Here is a 14,583-nt window from a genome sequence, read left to right on the forward strand (position 1 = left end):
GACCTAGCCGCGGGGGCGCAGGCCGTCGAAGAGGAGGGCGAGCGCCCGGCCGAGCAGGTCGTCGCTCCACTGGTCGCGCTCGGCCGCCAGGCACGCCGCGGACAGCAGGGCCAGGAGCTCGGGCATGCGGAGGTCGGACCGCACCGCGCCCGACTCCTGCGCGGCCAGCAGCAGCCGCTCGATCACGTTCCGCATGCCGCGGGCGGCCTCCGCCGTCCCCGCCTTGGGATCGGCCCCGGCAGCGGTCAGCAGGTCGGCCGGGGTCCTCCTCCGCCGCGCGCCGGCGACGACGCGCCTGAGGAACCCGAAGAACGCCTCGCCCGCGTCGGCCGGCAGCGTCTCCGCCTCCGCCAGGAGCCGCAGCACGCCCTCGACGATCACCGCGTGGTAGAGGGCCTCCTGGTCGGGGAAGTGCCGGTAGATCGTCCCGAGCCCCACCCGCGCCTCATGGGCGACCGCGCGCATGGACGCGGACGTCCCGTCGCGGGCCAGGACGGTCTCGGCCGCCTCCAGGATCCGGGCCCGGTTGCGCCGCGCGTCGGCGCGCAGCGGTCTGGCGTCGCCGGTCATCGTCCTCCTCGCCTGTGCGGCCCGATGCCGCGTTGACAACCGGAACATTAGTTCCGTATGTTGCCGCGACATAATCGGAACGCCGGTTCCGGTTCTCGGGAACAAGGGGAGCGCAGTGCGGCACACACAACTCGGTCGTTCGGGGCTCAAGGTCTCCACGGCGTGCCTCGGCACGATGAACTTCAGCACGCAACCCGGCTCGTCCGGCGGCTGCGATGAGACGGAGGCCGCCCGGATCGTCGACGCCTTCCTGGAGGCGGGCGGGAACGTCATCGACACCGCCGACGCCTACAACGGCGGCGAGTCCGAGCGCGTCGTCGGACGGGCCGTCCGGGGCAGGCGCGAGTCCGTCGTGCTGGCCACCAAGGCGTTCCTGCCGCAGGGGCCCGGGCCCAACGACCGCGGGCTGTCCCGGGCCCACCTGACCCGGGCGCTGGAGGGCAGCCTGCGCCGCCTCGGCACCGACCACGTGGACCTCTACCAGTGCCACCAGTGGGACGACTCCACTCCGATCGAGGAGACCATGGCGACCCTGGACGGGTTCGTGCGTTCGGGCAAGGTGCGTTACATCGGCTGCTCCAACTTCACGGCGGCGCAGATCGTGGAGTCGCAGTGGGCGGCGGAGCGGGCGGGCGGCACGCCGTTCGTGTCCCTCCAGCCGCAGTACTCCCTGCTGGCCCGGAGCATCGAGTCGGAGATCCTGCCCGTCTGCCGGCGGCACGGCCTCGGCACGCTGGTCTGGTCGCCTCTCGGCGGCGGCGTGCTGGCGGGCCGCTACCGGCGGGGCGAGGCCCCCGGACCCGGCACCCGGATGGCCCGGCTCAGGGCGTCGCCGATGCCCATGGCCCGCGCCTGGGCGGACGGCCTGCTCAACGAGCCCAACCTCGTGGTCGCCGAGCACGTCGCCGAGGCGGCCGCCGGACTGGGCGCCACACCGGCGGCGGTGGCGCTGGCCTGGGTGCGCCGGCGGCCGGGGGTCACCTCGGTCGTCGTCGGGCCCCGCACCCTGGACCAGCTGCGCGACAACCTCGCCGGGCTCGACCTCGACCTGCCGCCGGAGGTCGCCGCCCGCCTCGACGAAGCCTCCCGGCCCGCCCGCACCGCACCCGTCGACGGGACGCGGGCCGGGGAGTGAACGTCGCGAAAACATCGGCGGCGAAGGGATTGGCGCGGCTCCACGGGTGCAGTAGAGGGCCATGGACGCCAACACAGCGCTTCTCGCCGTCGTCGTCGTCACGGCGCTCGCGTTCGACTTCACGAACGGCTTCCACGACACCGCCAACGCGATGGCGACGTCCATCGCCACCGGTGCGCTGCCGCCGCGCGCGGCCGTCGCACTGTCCGCCGTGCTCAACTTCGCCGGCGCGTTCCTGTCGCTCAAGGTGGCCGCCACGATCGCGACCGGCATCGTCGACAGCGGCGCGATCACGCTGACCGTCGTCTTCGCCGGTCTCGTGGGCGGCCTGGCCTGGAACCTCGTGACCTGGTACTTCGGCATCCCCTCCAGTTCGTCGCACGCGCTGATCGGCGGCGTGGCGGGGGCGACGCTCATCGCGGTGGGCGCCTCCGCCGTCAAGGGCGCCGCGATCGTGTCGAAGGTGCTGATCCCCGCCGTCCTCGCACCGGTCTTCGCGGCCCTCGTGGCGACGGCCGGCGCCTTCCTCGTCCATCGGATCACCCGGGGGACGCCCGGGGGCGTCCGGGAGCGTGGCTTCCGCGTCGGCCAGCTCTGCTCGGCGTCCCTGGTGTCGCTCGCCCACGGCACCAACGACGCCCAGAAGACGATGGGAGTCATCACGCTGGCCCTCGTCGCCGACCACGCGATCGCGCCGGACGCGGGCACGCCGTTCTGGGTCATCCTCGCGTGCGCGGTGACGATCGCCCTGGGCACCTACACCGGCGGCTGGAGAGTGATCCGTACGCTGGGCAAGGGCCTCACCGAGATCGGGCCGCCGCAGGGATTCGCGGCGGAGGGCTCCTCGGCGGCGATCATCTTCGCCGCGACCCACTTCGGGCTTCCGCTCTCGACGACCCACGTGACCGGCGGCTCGGTGGTCGGCGCGGGGCTCGGCAGGCGGCTCGCCGGGGAGCGCGGCGAGGTGCGGTGGGGCCTCGCCGGCCGCATGGTCGTGGCCTGGCTGGTCACGCTCCCGGCCGCCGCGCTCGTGGGCGCGGCGGCGTGGCTGGGCGCCGACGCCATCGGCGGAACCGGCGGCGCGGCCGTCGTGTTCGCCGTGATGCTGCTGCTGGCCGGCGGTCTCTACCTCGCCGCCCGGCGCGAGCCGGTGACCCACGCCAACGTCAACGCCGAGTGGACCGGGCGTCTCGTCCCCGTGAAGGAGCCGGTCGGATGAGCCAGTACATCGACTTCGCCGTGCTGTGGAAGGTGCTGCTCGCCGGGCTGCTGGGCGGCGCCGGGCTGGTCGCCGTCTACGCCCTCGGTCTCGCGGCTCTCGCCGCCGGTCGGGTGTACGACGCCCCTGATCGGGGCAGCGGGACGTCCGCGGCGCGGGCGGCCGGAACGGTCGTCGCCGTCGCCTGCTTCGGCCTCGTCCTGGCCGGGGCGTTGCTCGGCCTATACGTAATGCTGACCAAGTGAGCGGGGTCGGAGATGCCGGAAGCGTCGCAGGTCGCGAAGGATCACCCGGACGGCGTCGAGTTGCTGCGGCGCACGCCGGGACTGAAGGTGCTGGACGACGATGACGACGATCCCGTCCTCGTCCGCGCCGACGGCGGGCCGGTGGACACCTGGCGCGAGCACTACCCGTACGACCACCGCATCTCCCGGCAGGACTACGACCGGCAGAAGCGGCTGCTGCAGATCGAGCTGCTGAAGCTGCAGTACTGGCTGAAGGACACCGGCGGGCGCCTGGTCATCCTCTTCGAGGGACGGGACGCCGCCGGCAAGGGCGGCACGATCAAGCGGTTCATGGAGCACCTCAACCCCAGGGGCGCGACCGTGGTGGCGCTGGAGAAGCCCAGCGAGCGCGAGCGCGGCCAGTGGTACTTCCAGCGGTACGTCTCCCACCTCCCGGCCGCGGGGGAGATGGTGCTGTTCGACCGGTCCTGGTACAACCGGGCCGGGGTCGAGCGGGTCATGGGCTTCTGCTCCCCCGAGGAGTACATGGAGTTCATGTACCAGACGCCGCTGTTCGAGCGGATGCTCGTGCGCGACGGAATCCGCCTGGTCAAGCTGTGGTTCTCCGTCTCCAGGGCCGAGCAGCGCACCCGGTTCATCATCCGCCAGGTCGACCCCGTACGGCAGTGGAAGCTGTCGCCGATGGACATTGCCTCGCTGGACCTGTGGGACGAGTACACCCGGGCCAAGGAGGACATGTTCCTCAACACCGACACCGAGGACGCTCCCTGGACGATCATCAAGAGCAACGACAAGAAGCGCGGGCGCCTGGAGGCGATGCGCTACGTCCTGTCCCTCTACGACTACGACGACAAGGACGTCTCGGTGGTGGGCGAGCCCGACCCCCTGATCGTCCGGTCCGCCGCCGACATCGTGGACGAGGACAACGCCGAGCCCCTGTCGCCCTTCTGACCGGTCCTCACGCGTCCCGCACGGTCAGGCCCGTTCGGCGCCGCGGAACAGGTCGCGTACGGCCGAGCCGAAGTAGGGGCCGTACATCGTGCGCTGGTCGTTGCTGTACTTGAAGCTGCTCACCGACGTCAGCGTGCCGCGGCCGGAACCGGGGTCGAAGCCGCTCAGCCAGGGCCCGCCGCTGGCCCCCGCAGTGAGGTCGCACCGCAGGCCCTGGTCGCGGGTCTGCCCCTGCGGGTCGCCGTGCGGCACCCCGGCGCAGTAGAGCAGGCGCTCCCCGTCGTACGGGGGGTCGGCGGGAAAACCGAATCCGTAGGTCCGCCGGCCCTGCGGCGCGTCGAAGCCCAGGGGCTGGCCGCCCACCACGTCGGTGAGGTGCCGGCCGTCCTGGTCGTCCACGGCGACCATCCCCACGTCGTAGTCGTCGTTTCCCGCGCGTGACCAGGGCCCCGCGACGAACATGCGCCGGGCCGGGAACGCGCCGTACGGCTGACGTCCCTGGTCGTATCCGGGGACGAAGGTCCAGTTCTCGGCCCAGGCTCCGGCGCCGTCCTTGACGCAGTGCCCGGCGGTGACGACCACGTCCCTGTTCGCGCTGCGCACGGCACTGGCCGAGCAGACGAAGTCCACGCCGTTCATGGTCAGGAAGACCCTTCCGGTGGTCCTCGTCACCGAACCGCCCGCCGCCCAGTGCGTGCCGCTCGTGGTCACGGGGGGCATCGCCGCCGCCTGCCGCGTCCTGGTCGTCCCGCCCGTCCCGCCGGTCGCCGGCACGCCGGTCCGCGGCGCCGGCCCGGGCGCGAGGACCGGCCCGGCCGGCGGCAGGGCGGTGATCTTCTGCAGGCCCGCCAGCAGTCCGATCGGGGCCGCCCGCGCCATCCGCTGCGGCGTCCAGTACGGCTCGGCGGCGTGGTCCGCCACGTGTTCCACGACGTCCGTCACGGGGTCCGTCACGGGGTCCGGCACGGGGTGGTTCACGGGGCGGCTCACTGGGTCGTCCGCGGGCGAGACCGCCGGTCCGGGGCCGTGGACGAGTCCTGCGGCGAGGAGGGTGACGGCAAGCAAGGGGAGGCTCGGAGTCATGGCTCCAGAGTGTGGACCACCATCGGTGCCCGCGTGGCTACTTTCCGTGAATCAGGACAGCCCCGTGTTCTGGGCGGTGTTGTAGACCGCCTCGGCCTCGGCGCCGAAGTACGGCCCGAACATCCAGGAGGGCGCGAAGTTGTACTTGAAGCTGTTCACCGAGTTGACCATGCCGCCGCCGGTGCTCTGGTTGAAGTTGACCAGCCACGGGCCGCCGCTGGAGCCTCCGGTCATGCCGCAGCCCAGCCCCTGGTCCTCCGAGGACAGGTAGTCGTCGAACGTGCGCCCGCTGCAGTAGACCAGCCTCGACCCGTCGTACGGCGCGCCGGCCGGGTACCCGAAGGCGTACGTCTGGCGTCCGCGCGGCTGGTTGAACGCCACGCCCTGGCCGCCGACGACCTCGGTGAGGCTCCTGCCGCCCTGGGGCGCCACGACGGCGGCGGCGATGTCGAAGTTCATGTTCTCGCCGGAGTTCCACTGGGAGGTGGTGAGCAGGGTGGTCGCGGGCCAGGTGCCGTCGGGCCGGTCGCCCTGGTCGTAGCCCGGCACGAACACCCAGTTGGCGTGGAACGCGCCGTTCAGCTTCACGCAGTGCCCCGCCGTGATCACGACGCTCTTGTTGGCGCTGGTGACGGCGGTGCCGGTGCAGGAGGCGTTCCGGCCGGCGTCCGATCCGGTCGTCACCGTGAAGAACACCCGGCCCGTGGTCCTCGCGATCGTCCCGCCCGCCGTCCAGGACGACCCGGAGGTCCGGGACGAGACGTACGCCGAGGACCCCGCCGCGGCGGCTCCCGAGGCGGCGGCCTGCGTGGACGCGCTCGCGGCGGCGCTCGCGGCGGTGCTCGTGGGGGCGCTCGTGGGGGCGACGGCGGCGGGGCTCGCCCCGGACGCGTCGAGAAGGGCGGAGGCCGCGGCGGCGAAGTGCCGCGAGCCCGTGCCGGGTGCCTCCAGTGGCTCGGCGGCCTCCATCCGGGCGGTGGTCCAGAACTTCCGGACCGTCCGCTGCTCCGCCGCCGTGTCGGCCGCGTCGTGCACGGCGGGCCGCGGACCGGCGGCCGCCGTGGCGGTCCGCGCGGCCGTCGCCGCGGCGCCGGGCACGGCGGGTAAGGCGGCGAGGACCATGGCCCCCGCGATGGCCCCCGCGGCCGTGACAGTGGGGGCCGAGAGACGTCGTGCCGAGGGGTGCATGCCTACCTCCGTGTCGGGATGTCCTGACGCGGGAAGGTAGCGACGCCTCCGGCTGGATTTCTCACGATCCGCCTATACGGTTATGGGCAGATTCCGGCATAGATGTACTGGTTTCTCCGCCGCATCGGCTGTTCCGTACGGCGGAACGGAAGGGCGACGCGGATGCCGTCGCGGTTGTCGTCTCGGCGACAATGAGGGGATGAGCTCCCAATCCTCGCCGCAGCCCCGGTCAGTCGTCGTGCTGGGCTCTACCGGCTCCATCGGCACCCAGGCCCTCGACGTCGTCGCCCACGCGTCCGGACGGTTCCGGGTGACCGCGCTCGCGGCGGGCGGCGGGCGGGCCGACCTGCTCGCGCGGCAGGCGGCCGAGACGGGGGCGGAGACGGTGGCCGTCGCCGACCCGGCGGCCGTGCCCGCGCTGCGGGAGGCGCTCGCCGCCGCCGGGGCGCGGCCCCGCGTGCTGGCGGGCCCCGAGGGGGTCGCGGAGGTCGCCGCGTCGCCCTGCGACGTCGTGCTGAACGGCATCACCGGGGCGCTGGGGCTCACCTCCACCCTCGCGGCGCTGGAGGCGGGCCGGGTGCTCGCGCTGGCCAACAAGGAGTCGCTGATCGTGGGCGGCCCGCTGGTCAAGCGGCTGGCCGGGCCGGGGCGGCTCATCCCGGTCGACTCCGAGCACTCCGCGCTCGCCCAGTGCCTGTGGGCGGCCGGTCCCGGCGGAGCCGCTCCGGCGGCCGTACGGAGGCTGGTCGTGACGGCGAGCGGCGGCCCGTTCCGGGGCAGGAAGCGGGCCGAACTGACGGACGTGACGCCCGAGATGGCGCTCAACCACCCGACGTGGTCCATGGGCCCGGTCATCACCGTGAACTCGGCGACCCTGGTCAACAAGGGCCTGGAGGTGATCGAGGCCCACCTGCTGTTCGACATCGGGTTCGACCGGATCGAGGTGGTGGTCCACCCGCAGTCGATCATCCACTCGATGGTGGAGTTCGTGGACGGCTCGACGGTCGCGCAGGCGAGCCCGCCCGACATGCGGCTGCCGATCTCGCTCGCGCTGGCCTATCCCGAGCGGGTGCCCGGAGCGGCCCGGCCGGTCGACTGGTCCACCGCCTCCACCTGGACCTTCGAGCCGCTCGACGACGAGGCGTTCCCCGCCGTCGCGCTGGCCCGGCACGTCGGCACCCTGGGCGGCACGGCCCCGGCGGTCTACAACGCCGCGAACGAGGTGTGCGTGGAGGCGTTCCTGAAGGGCGCCCTGCCGTTCCCCGGCATCGTGGACACCGTGGAACGCGTGGTGGCCGCCCACGACCCCGGCCCCGCGTCGTCCGTCGAGGAGGTTCTCGACGCCGACGCCTGGGCCAGGGCGCGGGCGGCCGAGCTCACGCGCTGAGACCGTCCCTGGGACCGTCCCTGGGACCGTGGCGCGACCCGGGTCAGGCGGGCCGCGCCGCGGTCGGGCGGGTCAGGCCGCCGAGCAGGTCAGCGACGGGGTGCCGCTGCTCGTACCGTTGGCCAGGAAGCCGAAGGTGGTCGAGGCGCCGGCGCCGAGGCTGCCGTTGTAGTTCACGTTCTGCACGCTGACGTTGCCGCCGGACTGGCTCAGCGTGCCGTTCCAGACCTGGGTGATCGTGCCACCGCTCGGCTGGGTCCATCTGACGGTCCAGCCGCCGATGGAGGAGGAGCCGGCCTTCACCGTCACCTCACCCTGGAAGCCGCCGCCCCACGAGCTGACGACCTTGTACGTCGCCGAGCAGCCACCGGGGCCGCCGCTCGACGGGGACGTGGACGGGGACGCGGACGGGCTCACCGGCGGGGTCGGCGAGTTCTTGGGCGTGATGCTGGGCGAGGCCGACGGGGAGACGGGCGGGGTGGGGGTGCTGGTGCCGGTCTGGCCGACGCCCGTCACCTCGCCGTTGCCGCCGTCGAAGACGACGTCGGAGCAGCTGTAGAACGTCTCGTTGCTGTCCGAGCGCTGCCACACGGTGTAGATGATGTGGCGGCCGCTCTTACCCGAGGGCAGGCGGGCGTCCCAGTAGTAGTGGCCGTCCTCGGTGCCCACAGAGCCGACGCTCGGCGGGTTGGTGACGCTGTCGAAGGGCGTCGACTCGAGGTCGCTCCACGCCAGCGCGCGGGTCGGGCTCCAGGAGTCCTTGGTGATGTACGACCGGAACGTGCCGGGGTGCGCCGCCCACTTGTTGTACTTGAACTGGATGGTCGCACCGGACGTCAGGTGGGTGACCGGCCAGTCGTTGCGGGCGAGGTCGAAACCGCTGAAGTCGTAGACGATCGCGCCGCCGCTGCACAGCTGCCCGTCCGGGATGAAGCCGGACATCCGGCCCGCGCCGTCCGAGCGGAGCACGGCGAACCAGTTGTACAGCGCGTTGGTCCCGCCCTTGGCGACCGCGGCCGCGCAGGCCGGGTTCTTCGGCTGGATGGCACCGCTCGAGGTGGTGCCGTCCTTCCAGCACAGGTAGGTGCGGCTGCCGGGGGTCATCGGGGCGCCGTGCGCGTTCGCGGGCGAGCTGAGGACGACGGCGGAGACGAGGGCGGACAGCGCGGCGACGATCACGCCGATCGTCACCTTCGATGGTGTTCTTCGTGGTCTTCCCACGGGCTACCCTTTCGCGTGGTCATGGCTGCCGCACTCGTGGTGCAGCACGGCACCGCCGACGGCGCGAGCACGTCGGCCCCGGGGGACAGCCTCTGACTAACCGACCTGATTGGTGGTGGTGCGAGAGCACTCGCGCTGTTCGGACTGTAGGTCGGCCTTGTGTCACCGCCCACCCCGGTCGCCGCGGCGTCGATCGTCCGTGCAGGTGGGACCGTTTTCATCAGCCGCCGGTCATGAAACCTTCATTCGTCGTGAAAAGGTTTCGGGCCACCCGCCCTCGCGGCACTCCTTAGACTGGGAGGGCCCCCCATCGGGCATCGCCTATCAAACAAGGTGCAGAAATGTCTGTTGATCTCGGGATTCCCGCCGTACGGACCCGGCCGATCGCGAAGCGGCGGGTGTCGCGTCAGATCATGGTCGGGTCGGTCCCCGTCGGCGGGGACGCGCCGGTCTCGGTGCAGTCCATGACCACCACGCTGACCGCCGACGTCAACGCCACACTCCAGCAGATCGCCGAGCTCACCGCGGCCGGCTGCCAGATCGTCCGCGTCGCGGTGCCGTCCCAGGACGACGCCGACGCGCTGCCGGCGATCGCCAGGAAGTCGCAGATCCCGGTCATCGCCGACATCCACTTCCAGCCGAAGTACGTCTTCGCCGCCATCGAGGCCGGCTGCGCGGCGGTGCGGGTCAACCCGGGCAACATCAAGAAGTTCGACGACAAGGTCGGCGAGATCGCCCGCGCCGCCTCCGACGCCGGCGTGCCGATCAGGATCGGCGTCAACGCCGGGTCCCTCGACCCGCGCCTGCTGGCGAAGTACGGCAAGGCCACCCCCGAGGCGCTGGTGGAGTCGGCGCTGTGGGAGTGCTCGCTGTTCGAGGAGCACGGCTTCCGCGACATCAAGATCTCCGTCAAGCACAACGACCCCGTCGTGATGATCCAGGCCTACCGGCTGCTGGCCGAGCAGTGCGACTACCCGCTGCACCTGGGCGTGACCGAGGCGGGGCCGGCCTTCCAGGGCACGATCAAGTCGGCGGTGGCCTTCGGCGCGCTGCTGGCCGAGGGCATCGGCGACACCATCCGGGTGTCGCTGTCGGCGCCCCCGGTGGAGGAGGTCAAGGTCGGCGCCCAGATACTGGAGTCGCTGGGCCTGCGCGAGCGCGGCCTGGAGATCGTCTCCTGTCCGTCCTGCGGACGCGCCCAGGTCGACGTCTACACCCTCGCCGAACAGGTCCAGGCCGGGCTGACCGGGCTCAAAGTGCCGCTGCGCGTGGCCGTGATGGGCTGCGTGGTCAACGGACCCGGCGAGGCCCGCGAGGCCGACCTCGGCGTCGCCTCGGGCAACGGCAAGGGCCAGATCTTCGTCAGGGGCGAGGTCATCAAGACCGTGCCCGAGTCGCAGATCGTCGAGACCCTGATCGAGGAGGCCCTGCGCCTGGCCGAGGAGATGGGCATCGACGTGGACCTCGACGACGACGAGGCCGGTGGCCCCGAGGTCGTCGTCCGCTGACCAAGAGGCCAGTCGTTACAACAAGCAATACTCTGACTACACAATGGCAATGACCGGGTAGTACCGGGCGTAGCGCCGCGATCACACCGCGAGGCTTGCCTCTGCCGTACAGGAGCAGAGGAGCGTTGCCGGTGAAGCGGGTCGTTGGTGTGGTCGCGGGAGTGGCGGCTCTGGTCGCCGGGCTCGCCGTACCGGGAGGGGCGGCGGCCCAGGGCGCGACGCCGCGGGAGCGGCCGTGGGGCGAGCAGGGGGGCGAGCACCGAGCCGGGCACGGAGCCGAGCACCGGCCCGACCACAGAGCCGACCACAGAGCCGACCACTGGGCCGGCCGCTGGGGGCCGCCGCAGCGGCCCCTGGAGTGGCGGCCCTGCCCCTCCCAGGACGCCCTCGGCGAGACGTCCTCCGGCGGCCTGCTGGACTCCGCCGCCTCCCGGACGTCGCGCGACGCGTCACGAGGGGGCGCGCGGCGGGAGCCCGTGCAGGAGTGCGCCACGCTCGACGTCCCGCTCGACTACTCCGAGCCGTACGGCCAGCGGATCTCGCTGGCGCTCAACCGCATCCGGGGCACGGTCTCCCGCGACGGCAACCACCTCGGCGTGCTGCTGGTCAACCCGGGCGGGCCGGGCGGCGAAGGCCTGAGCCTGGCCGGGTACGTGGCGGCCCGGCTGCCCGCGGACGTCGCCGCGCGGTTCGACGTCGTCGGCTTCGCCCCGCGCGGGGTGGCCCCCAGCAGGCCCGCGCTGTCGTGCGTCGACCCGGCGCGCTTCTTCGCCGCGCCCCGCCCCGACAACGTGCCGCGCGACGACGCCGACGAGCAGGTGCTGGCGGGCCGGGCCCGGCAGTACGCCGAGGGCTGCGGCAACCGCTGGGCCTGGTTCCTGCCCTACCTGACCACCGAGAACAACGCGCGGGACATGGACGCGATCCGGGCGGCCCTCGGCGAGGACAGGATCAGTTACCTGGGCTACTCGTACGGCACCTATCTGGGCGCCGTCTACGCCACCCTGTTCCCCCGGCGGGTGCGACGGCTCGTGCTGGACAGCGTCGTCGACCCCGATGTCGACTGGTACGACGCCAACATCGCCCAGGACCGCAGCTTCGACCGGCGCCACCGCGACTTCCTCGCCTGGCTGGCCGGGCACGACGACGTCTACCGGCTGGGCGCGAGCCAGGCCGCGGTCTCCTACGCCTGGTACGCCCTGCGCGCCCGCCTGCGGGACCGCCCTGCGGGCGGCGTCGTCGGCCCGAGCGAGCTCGACGACGTGTTCTCCAACGGCGCCTACACCGACCGGCTCTGGCCGTACCTCGCCGCCGCCTTCTCGGCCTACGTCCACCGGGGCGACCCCTCGATCCTGGTGCGGCTCTTCCACAGCGAGGCCGAGATCGACGCGGAGAAGGAGAACGCCTACGCCGTCTACCTCGGGGTGGAGTGCCGCGACACGCCCTGGCCGCGGTCCTGGGCCCGCTGGCACGACGACACGCGGCGGCTGCACGCGGAGGCGCCGTTCATGGCCTGGCCCAACGCCGTCTACAACGCGCCGTGCGCCTTCTGGCCGGAGAAGGGCGGCACGCCGGTCAAGGTGGGCACCGCGCAGCTGCCACCGATCCTGCTGATCCAGGCCCAGCGGGACGCCGCCACGCCGTACGAAGGGGCGCTGCGGATGCGCCGCCGGTTCCCGACCGCGCGGCTGGTCACCTCGGGCGGCGGCAACCACGGCGTGTCCCTCGCCGGGAACGCCTGTGTCGATCGGTACCTCGCCGCCTACCTGCGGGACGCGACGGCGCCGCCGCAGCGCAGAGGCGCGCGGGGAACCGGCGCGAGCTGCCCGGCCGACCCCTCGCCGAGGGCGGCGCCCGTGGACATGGCGACGGCGCCCGGCGCGGCCGCTCACGAATCCGCCGTACGGCGGTGAGGCCCGGGCGGGCCGATACATCCCAAACGTGAACCCTTCGCGTAGGCTGGGCCCGTGATGCTGCGCACATCGGCGTCGCGCGTGCTCGACGACGGTGATCGGGACGAGGTGCTGACGCTCCTCGACACCGATCCGGTCGCCAACGTGTTCGTAGCGGCCAGGGTCAGGGCCGTCGGCCTCAGCCCCTCGCGGCTGGGCGGCCAGATGTGGGGATACGGTCCGCGCGGCGGGCTGGTCTCCCTGTGTTACGCGGGGGCCAACCTGGTGCCCGTCAACGCCACCCGTGAGGCCGTGCACGCCTTCGCCGAACGGGCGCGCAGGCAGGGCCGCCGCTGCTCGTCCATCGTCGGCCCGGCCGCCGCCGTCGGGCAACTCTGGGAGCGGCTCGAACCCCACTGGGGCGTCGCCCGCGCGATCCGGTCGGCCCAGCCGGTCATGGCCACGGGTTCCGCGCCCGCCGTCGAGCCGGACCCGCTCGTACGGCGGGTCCGCCCCGAGGAGTTCGGCATCCTGCTGCCCGCGTGCGTCGCGATGTTCACCGAGGAGGTGGGCGTCTCGCCGGACAACGGCGACGGCGGCGCGCTCTACCGGTCGAGGGTCGCCGAACTGATCCGCATCGGGCGTTCGTACGCCCGGATCGACGACGGCCAGGTGGTCTTCAAGGCGGAGATCGGCGCGGTCACGCCGCACGCCTGTCAGATCCAGGGCGTGTGGGTCCACCCGGACCTGCGCGGCCGGGGCCACGCCGTGGCGGGCATGGCCGCGGTGGTGGAGCAGGCGCTGAAGTACTTCGCCCCGGTCGTCACCCTCTACGTGAACGACTTCAACCTCCCGGCCAGGGCCGTCTACCGCAAGGTGGGCTTCCAGGAGGTCGACTCGTTCATGTCCGTGCTGTTCTGATCGCGGCCGGCGGCCTGACCAGCCGGGTCAGCAGGTGCTCCAGTTCGGCGGCCGGGTCGCCGGTCAGCCCGGCGTGCACCGGCCCGGTCTGCACGACCGTGCTGCGCGGCGCGGTGAGCCAGCGGAACCGGGCGCCGAGCGGCTCCCCGCACAACGGCCCCGCCTCCTCGCCGCAGGCCCGCTCGTACGCCGCCAGGGCCAGCCGCACGCCGGGGAGGTCCACCGGGGCGCCCAGCGCGAGCAGCCGGGACTCGTCCAGCTCGGCCCGCGCGCACAGATAGCCGCGTGGCTGGCAGTAGAGGATGACGCCGGCGTTGACCAGTTCGCCCCGTTCGACGCTCGGCACCACGCGGATCACCGCGTACTCGTAGACGTCCCGCCCGCTCATCGTCCGGCCTCCCGCGCGGCCCGCCAGAAGCCGCCGATCGTCGCGCCCCGCTCGCCGCGCGGGGCGGGGGCTTCGCCCGGGTCCGGCAGCCAGTCACGCGGCCCGGCGACCCGGGCGAGCAGGTGCTCGGTGTAGGCCCGCCGTACGGCCTCCGCGTCCGCGAAGCCCGGCTCGTCCTCCAGCCACTCGTCCGGCACCAGCGCGGTCACCTCGTCGAGCAGCTCTCGGGTGACGCGCCCGGCGAGGTCGGCGTCGGCCTCGCCGAGCCGGGTCGCGAACGGCGCGAGCACGTGGTCGCGGCCGTCGAACCGGCGGCGGGGGTCGGCCGTCGGCCAGTTGTGGTGGAACCACAGGGCCGCGCCGTGGTCGATCAGCCACACCCCGCCGTGCCACACCAGCAGGTTGGGGTTGCGCCAGCTCCGGTCCACGTTGTGCACGAACGCGTCGAACCACAGCACCCGGGAGGCGAACCCGGCGTCGGGCTGCCAGGCGAGCGGGTCGAAGCCCAGCGCGCCGGGCAGGAAGTCGATCGCGAGGTTGTGCCCGGCGCTCGCGGTGAGCAGGTCCTGGATCTCCTCGTCGGGCTCACGGGCGCCGAGCTGGGGATCGACGTCGACGACCTTCAGCTCCGGCGTGGCGAAGCCCAGCCGCCGGGCGAGCTCGGCGCAGACGATCTCGGCGACGAGCACCCGCCTGCCCTGGCCCGCGCCGCGGAACTTCACGACGTAGGTGCCGAGGTCGTCGGCCTCGACGACGCCGGGCAGCGAGCCGCCCTCGCGCAGCGGCGCGACGTACCGCGTCGCCGTGATCTGTTCGAGCACGACAGGAAGATTACCGGCAGGGCCGGCGGGCGCTCCCCTCCAGGCGCCCGCCGG

The 14,583-nt window shown here is 73.0% G+C and carries 14 protein-coding genes; 8 read left to right on the forward strand and 6 right to left on the reverse strand.

Features of this window, described 5'->3' with window-relative positions; all coding sequences use genetic code 11:
• Positions 1-3: 3 nt before the first annotated feature.
• A complete protein-coding gene (locus HHX37_RS19170; RefSeq protein WP_182886292.1) occupies positions 4-570 on the reverse strand; it encodes a TetR/AcrR family transcriptional regulator in 567 nt (188 codons plus the stop codon).
• A 115-nt stretch (positions 571-685) separates the two neighbouring features.
• Between HHX37_RS19170 and HHX37_RS19175 the strand changes: the two genes are divergently transcribed.
• From HHX37_RS19175 to ppk2, 4 genes are all read left to right on the forward strand, one after another.
• Complete coding sequence (locus HHX37_RS19175; RefSeq protein ID WP_182886293.1) at positions 686-1,705, forward strand: aldo/keto reductase; 1,020 nt, start codon at positions 686-688, stop codon at positions 1,703-1,705.
• A gap of 61 nt (positions 1,706-1,766) precedes the next feature.
• The gene (locus tag HHX37_RS19180) at positions 1,767-2,924 is read left to right on the forward strand and encodes an inorganic phosphate transporter (protein WP_182879432.1); all 1,158 of its coding nucleotides are present in this window, start codon (positions 1,767-1,769) and stop codon (positions 2,922-2,924) included.
• Positions 2,921-3,169, forward strand: coding sequence for a hypothetical protein (locus tag HHX37_RS19185; protein ID WP_182874878.1), 249 nt, complete (start codon positions 2,921-2,923; stop codon positions 3,167-3,169). The genes HHX37_RS19180 and HHX37_RS19185 overlap by 4 nt, the downstream gene beginning before the upstream one ends.
• 12 nt (positions 3,170-3,181) lie before the next feature.
• Positions 3,182-4,120 carry a polyphosphate kinase 2 gene (ppk2, locus tag HHX37_RS19190; protein ID WP_111701458.1) on the forward strand — a complete coding sequence of 313 codons (939 nt, stop codon included), beginning with the start codon at positions 3,182-3,184 and terminating at the stop codon, positions 4,118-4,120.
• Positions 4,121-4,144: 24 nt separating this feature from the next.
• Here ppk2 and HHX37_RS19195 read toward each other — a convergent pair whose 3' ends face one another.
• Positions 4,145-5,098, reverse strand: a complete 954-nt coding sequence (locus HHX37_RS19195; protein ID WP_310740446.1) for a hypothetical protein — start codon at positions 5,096-5,098, stop codon at positions 4,145-4,147.
• 156 nt (positions 5,099-5,254) lie between these two features.
• Positions 5,255-6,391, reverse strand: coding sequence for a trypsin-like serine peptidase (locus HHX37_RS19200; protein ID WP_259406596.1), 1,137 nt, complete (start codon positions 6,389-6,391; stop codon positions 5,255-5,257).
• A 199-nt stretch (positions 6,392-6,590) separates the two neighbouring features.
• Here HHX37_RS19200 and dxr point away from each other — a divergent pair, with 199 nt between their 5' ends.
• On the forward strand, positions 6,591-7,778 hold the full coding sequence (gene dxr, locus HHX37_RS19205; RefSeq protein ID WP_182879429.1) for a 1-deoxy-D-xylulose-5-phosphate reductoisomerase: 1,188 nt from the start codon (positions 6,591-6,593) through the stop codon (positions 7,776-7,778).
• Between the two features lie 72 nt (positions 7,779-7,850).
• Here the strand turns inward: dxr and HHX37_RS19210 are convergent, their stop codons facing one another.
• Positions 7,851-8,969 carry a lytic polysaccharide monooxygenase auxiliary activity family 9 protein gene (locus HHX37_RS19210; protein WP_310737936.1) on the reverse strand — a complete coding sequence of 373 codons (1,119 nt, stop codon included), beginning with the start codon at positions 8,967-8,969 and terminating at the stop codon, positions 7,851-7,853.
• Positions 8,970-9,340: 371 nt separating this feature from the next.
• Between HHX37_RS19210 and ispG the strand changes: the two genes are divergently transcribed.
• From ispG to HHX37_RS19225, 3 genes are all read left to right on the forward strand, one after another.
• Entirely contained in the window at positions 9,341-10,507 is a 1,167-nt protein-coding gene (gene ispG, locus HHX37_RS19215) for a flavodoxin-dependent (E)-4-hydroxy-3-methylbut-2-enyl-diphosphate synthase (RefSeq protein WP_182879428.1), read from the forward strand.
• Between the two features lie 131 nt (positions 10,508-10,638).
• The gene (locus HHX37_RS19220; protein WP_310740447.1) at positions 10,639-12,420 is read left to right on the forward strand and encodes an alpha/beta hydrolase; all 1,782 of its coding nucleotides are present in this window, start codon (positions 10,639-10,641) and stop codon (positions 12,418-12,420) included.
• Between the two features lie 57 nt (positions 12,421-12,477).
• The gene (locus HHX37_RS19225; protein WP_117409836.1) at positions 12,478-13,320 is read left to right on the forward strand and encodes a GNAT family N-acetyltransferase; all 843 of its coding nucleotides are present in this window, start codon (positions 12,478-12,480) and stop codon (positions 13,318-13,320) included.
• Here the strand turns inward: HHX37_RS19225 and HHX37_RS19230 are convergent.
• The gene (locus tag HHX37_RS19230) at positions 13,301-13,708 is read right to left on the reverse strand and encodes a DUF3037 domain-containing protein (protein ID WP_117409831.1); all 408 of its coding nucleotides are present in this window, start codon (positions 13,706-13,708) and stop codon (positions 13,301-13,303) included. The genes HHX37_RS19225 and HHX37_RS19230 overlap by 20 nt on opposite strands.
• Positions 13,705-14,529, reverse strand: a complete 825-nt coding sequence (locus HHX37_RS19235; RefSeq protein WP_182874876.1) for a HipA family kinase — start codon at positions 14,527-14,529, stop codon at positions 13,705-13,707. The genes HHX37_RS19230 and HHX37_RS19235 overlap by 4 nt, the downstream gene beginning before the upstream one ends.
• Positions 14,530-14,583 lie beyond the last annotated feature (54 nt).

The sequence above is a fragment of the Microbispora sp. H10885 genome (genome assembly GCF_014161415.1).
Lineage (GTDB): Bacteria > Actinomycetota > Actinomycetes > Streptosporangiales > Streptosporangiaceae > Microbispora > Microbispora triticiradicis.

Bases quoted from the DNA above. Each gene is read 5' to 3' on its own strand.
- ispG (WP_182879428.1), top strand. From the start codon at position 9,341: ATGTCTGTTGATCTCGGGATTCCCGCCGTACGGACCCGGCCGATCGCG.
- HHX37_RS19225 (WP_117409836.1), top strand. From the start codon at position 12,478: ATGCTGCGCACATCGGCGTCGCGCGTGCTCGACGACGGTGATCGGGAC.
- HHX37_RS19230 (WP_117409831.1), bottom strand. From the start codon at position 13,708: ATGAGCGGGCGGGACGTCTACGAGTACGCGGTGATCCGCGTGGTGCCG.
- ppk2 (WP_111701458.1), top strand. From the start codon at position 3,182: ATGCCGGAAGCGTCGCAGGTCGCGAAGGATCACCCGGACGGCGTCGAG.
- HHX37_RS19170 (WP_182886292.1), bottom strand. From the start codon at position 570: ATGACCGGCGACGCCAGACCGCTGCGCGCCGACGCGCGGCGCAACCGG.
- dxr (WP_182879429.1), top strand. From the start codon at position 6,591: ATGAGCTCCCAATCCTCGCCGCAGCCCCGGTCAGTCGTCGTGCTGGGC.
- HHX37_RS19185 (WP_182874878.1), top strand. From the start codon at position 2,921: ATGAGCCAGTACATCGACTTCGCCGTGCTGTGGAAGGTGCTGCTCGCC.
- HHX37_RS19200 (WP_259406596.1), bottom strand. From the start codon at position 6,391: ATGCACCCCTCGGCACGACGTCTCTCGGCCCCCACTGTCACGGCCGCG.
- HHX37_RS19180 (WP_182879432.1), top strand. From the start codon at position 1,767: ATGGACGCCAACACAGCGCTTCTCGCCGTCGTCGTCGTCACGGCGCTC.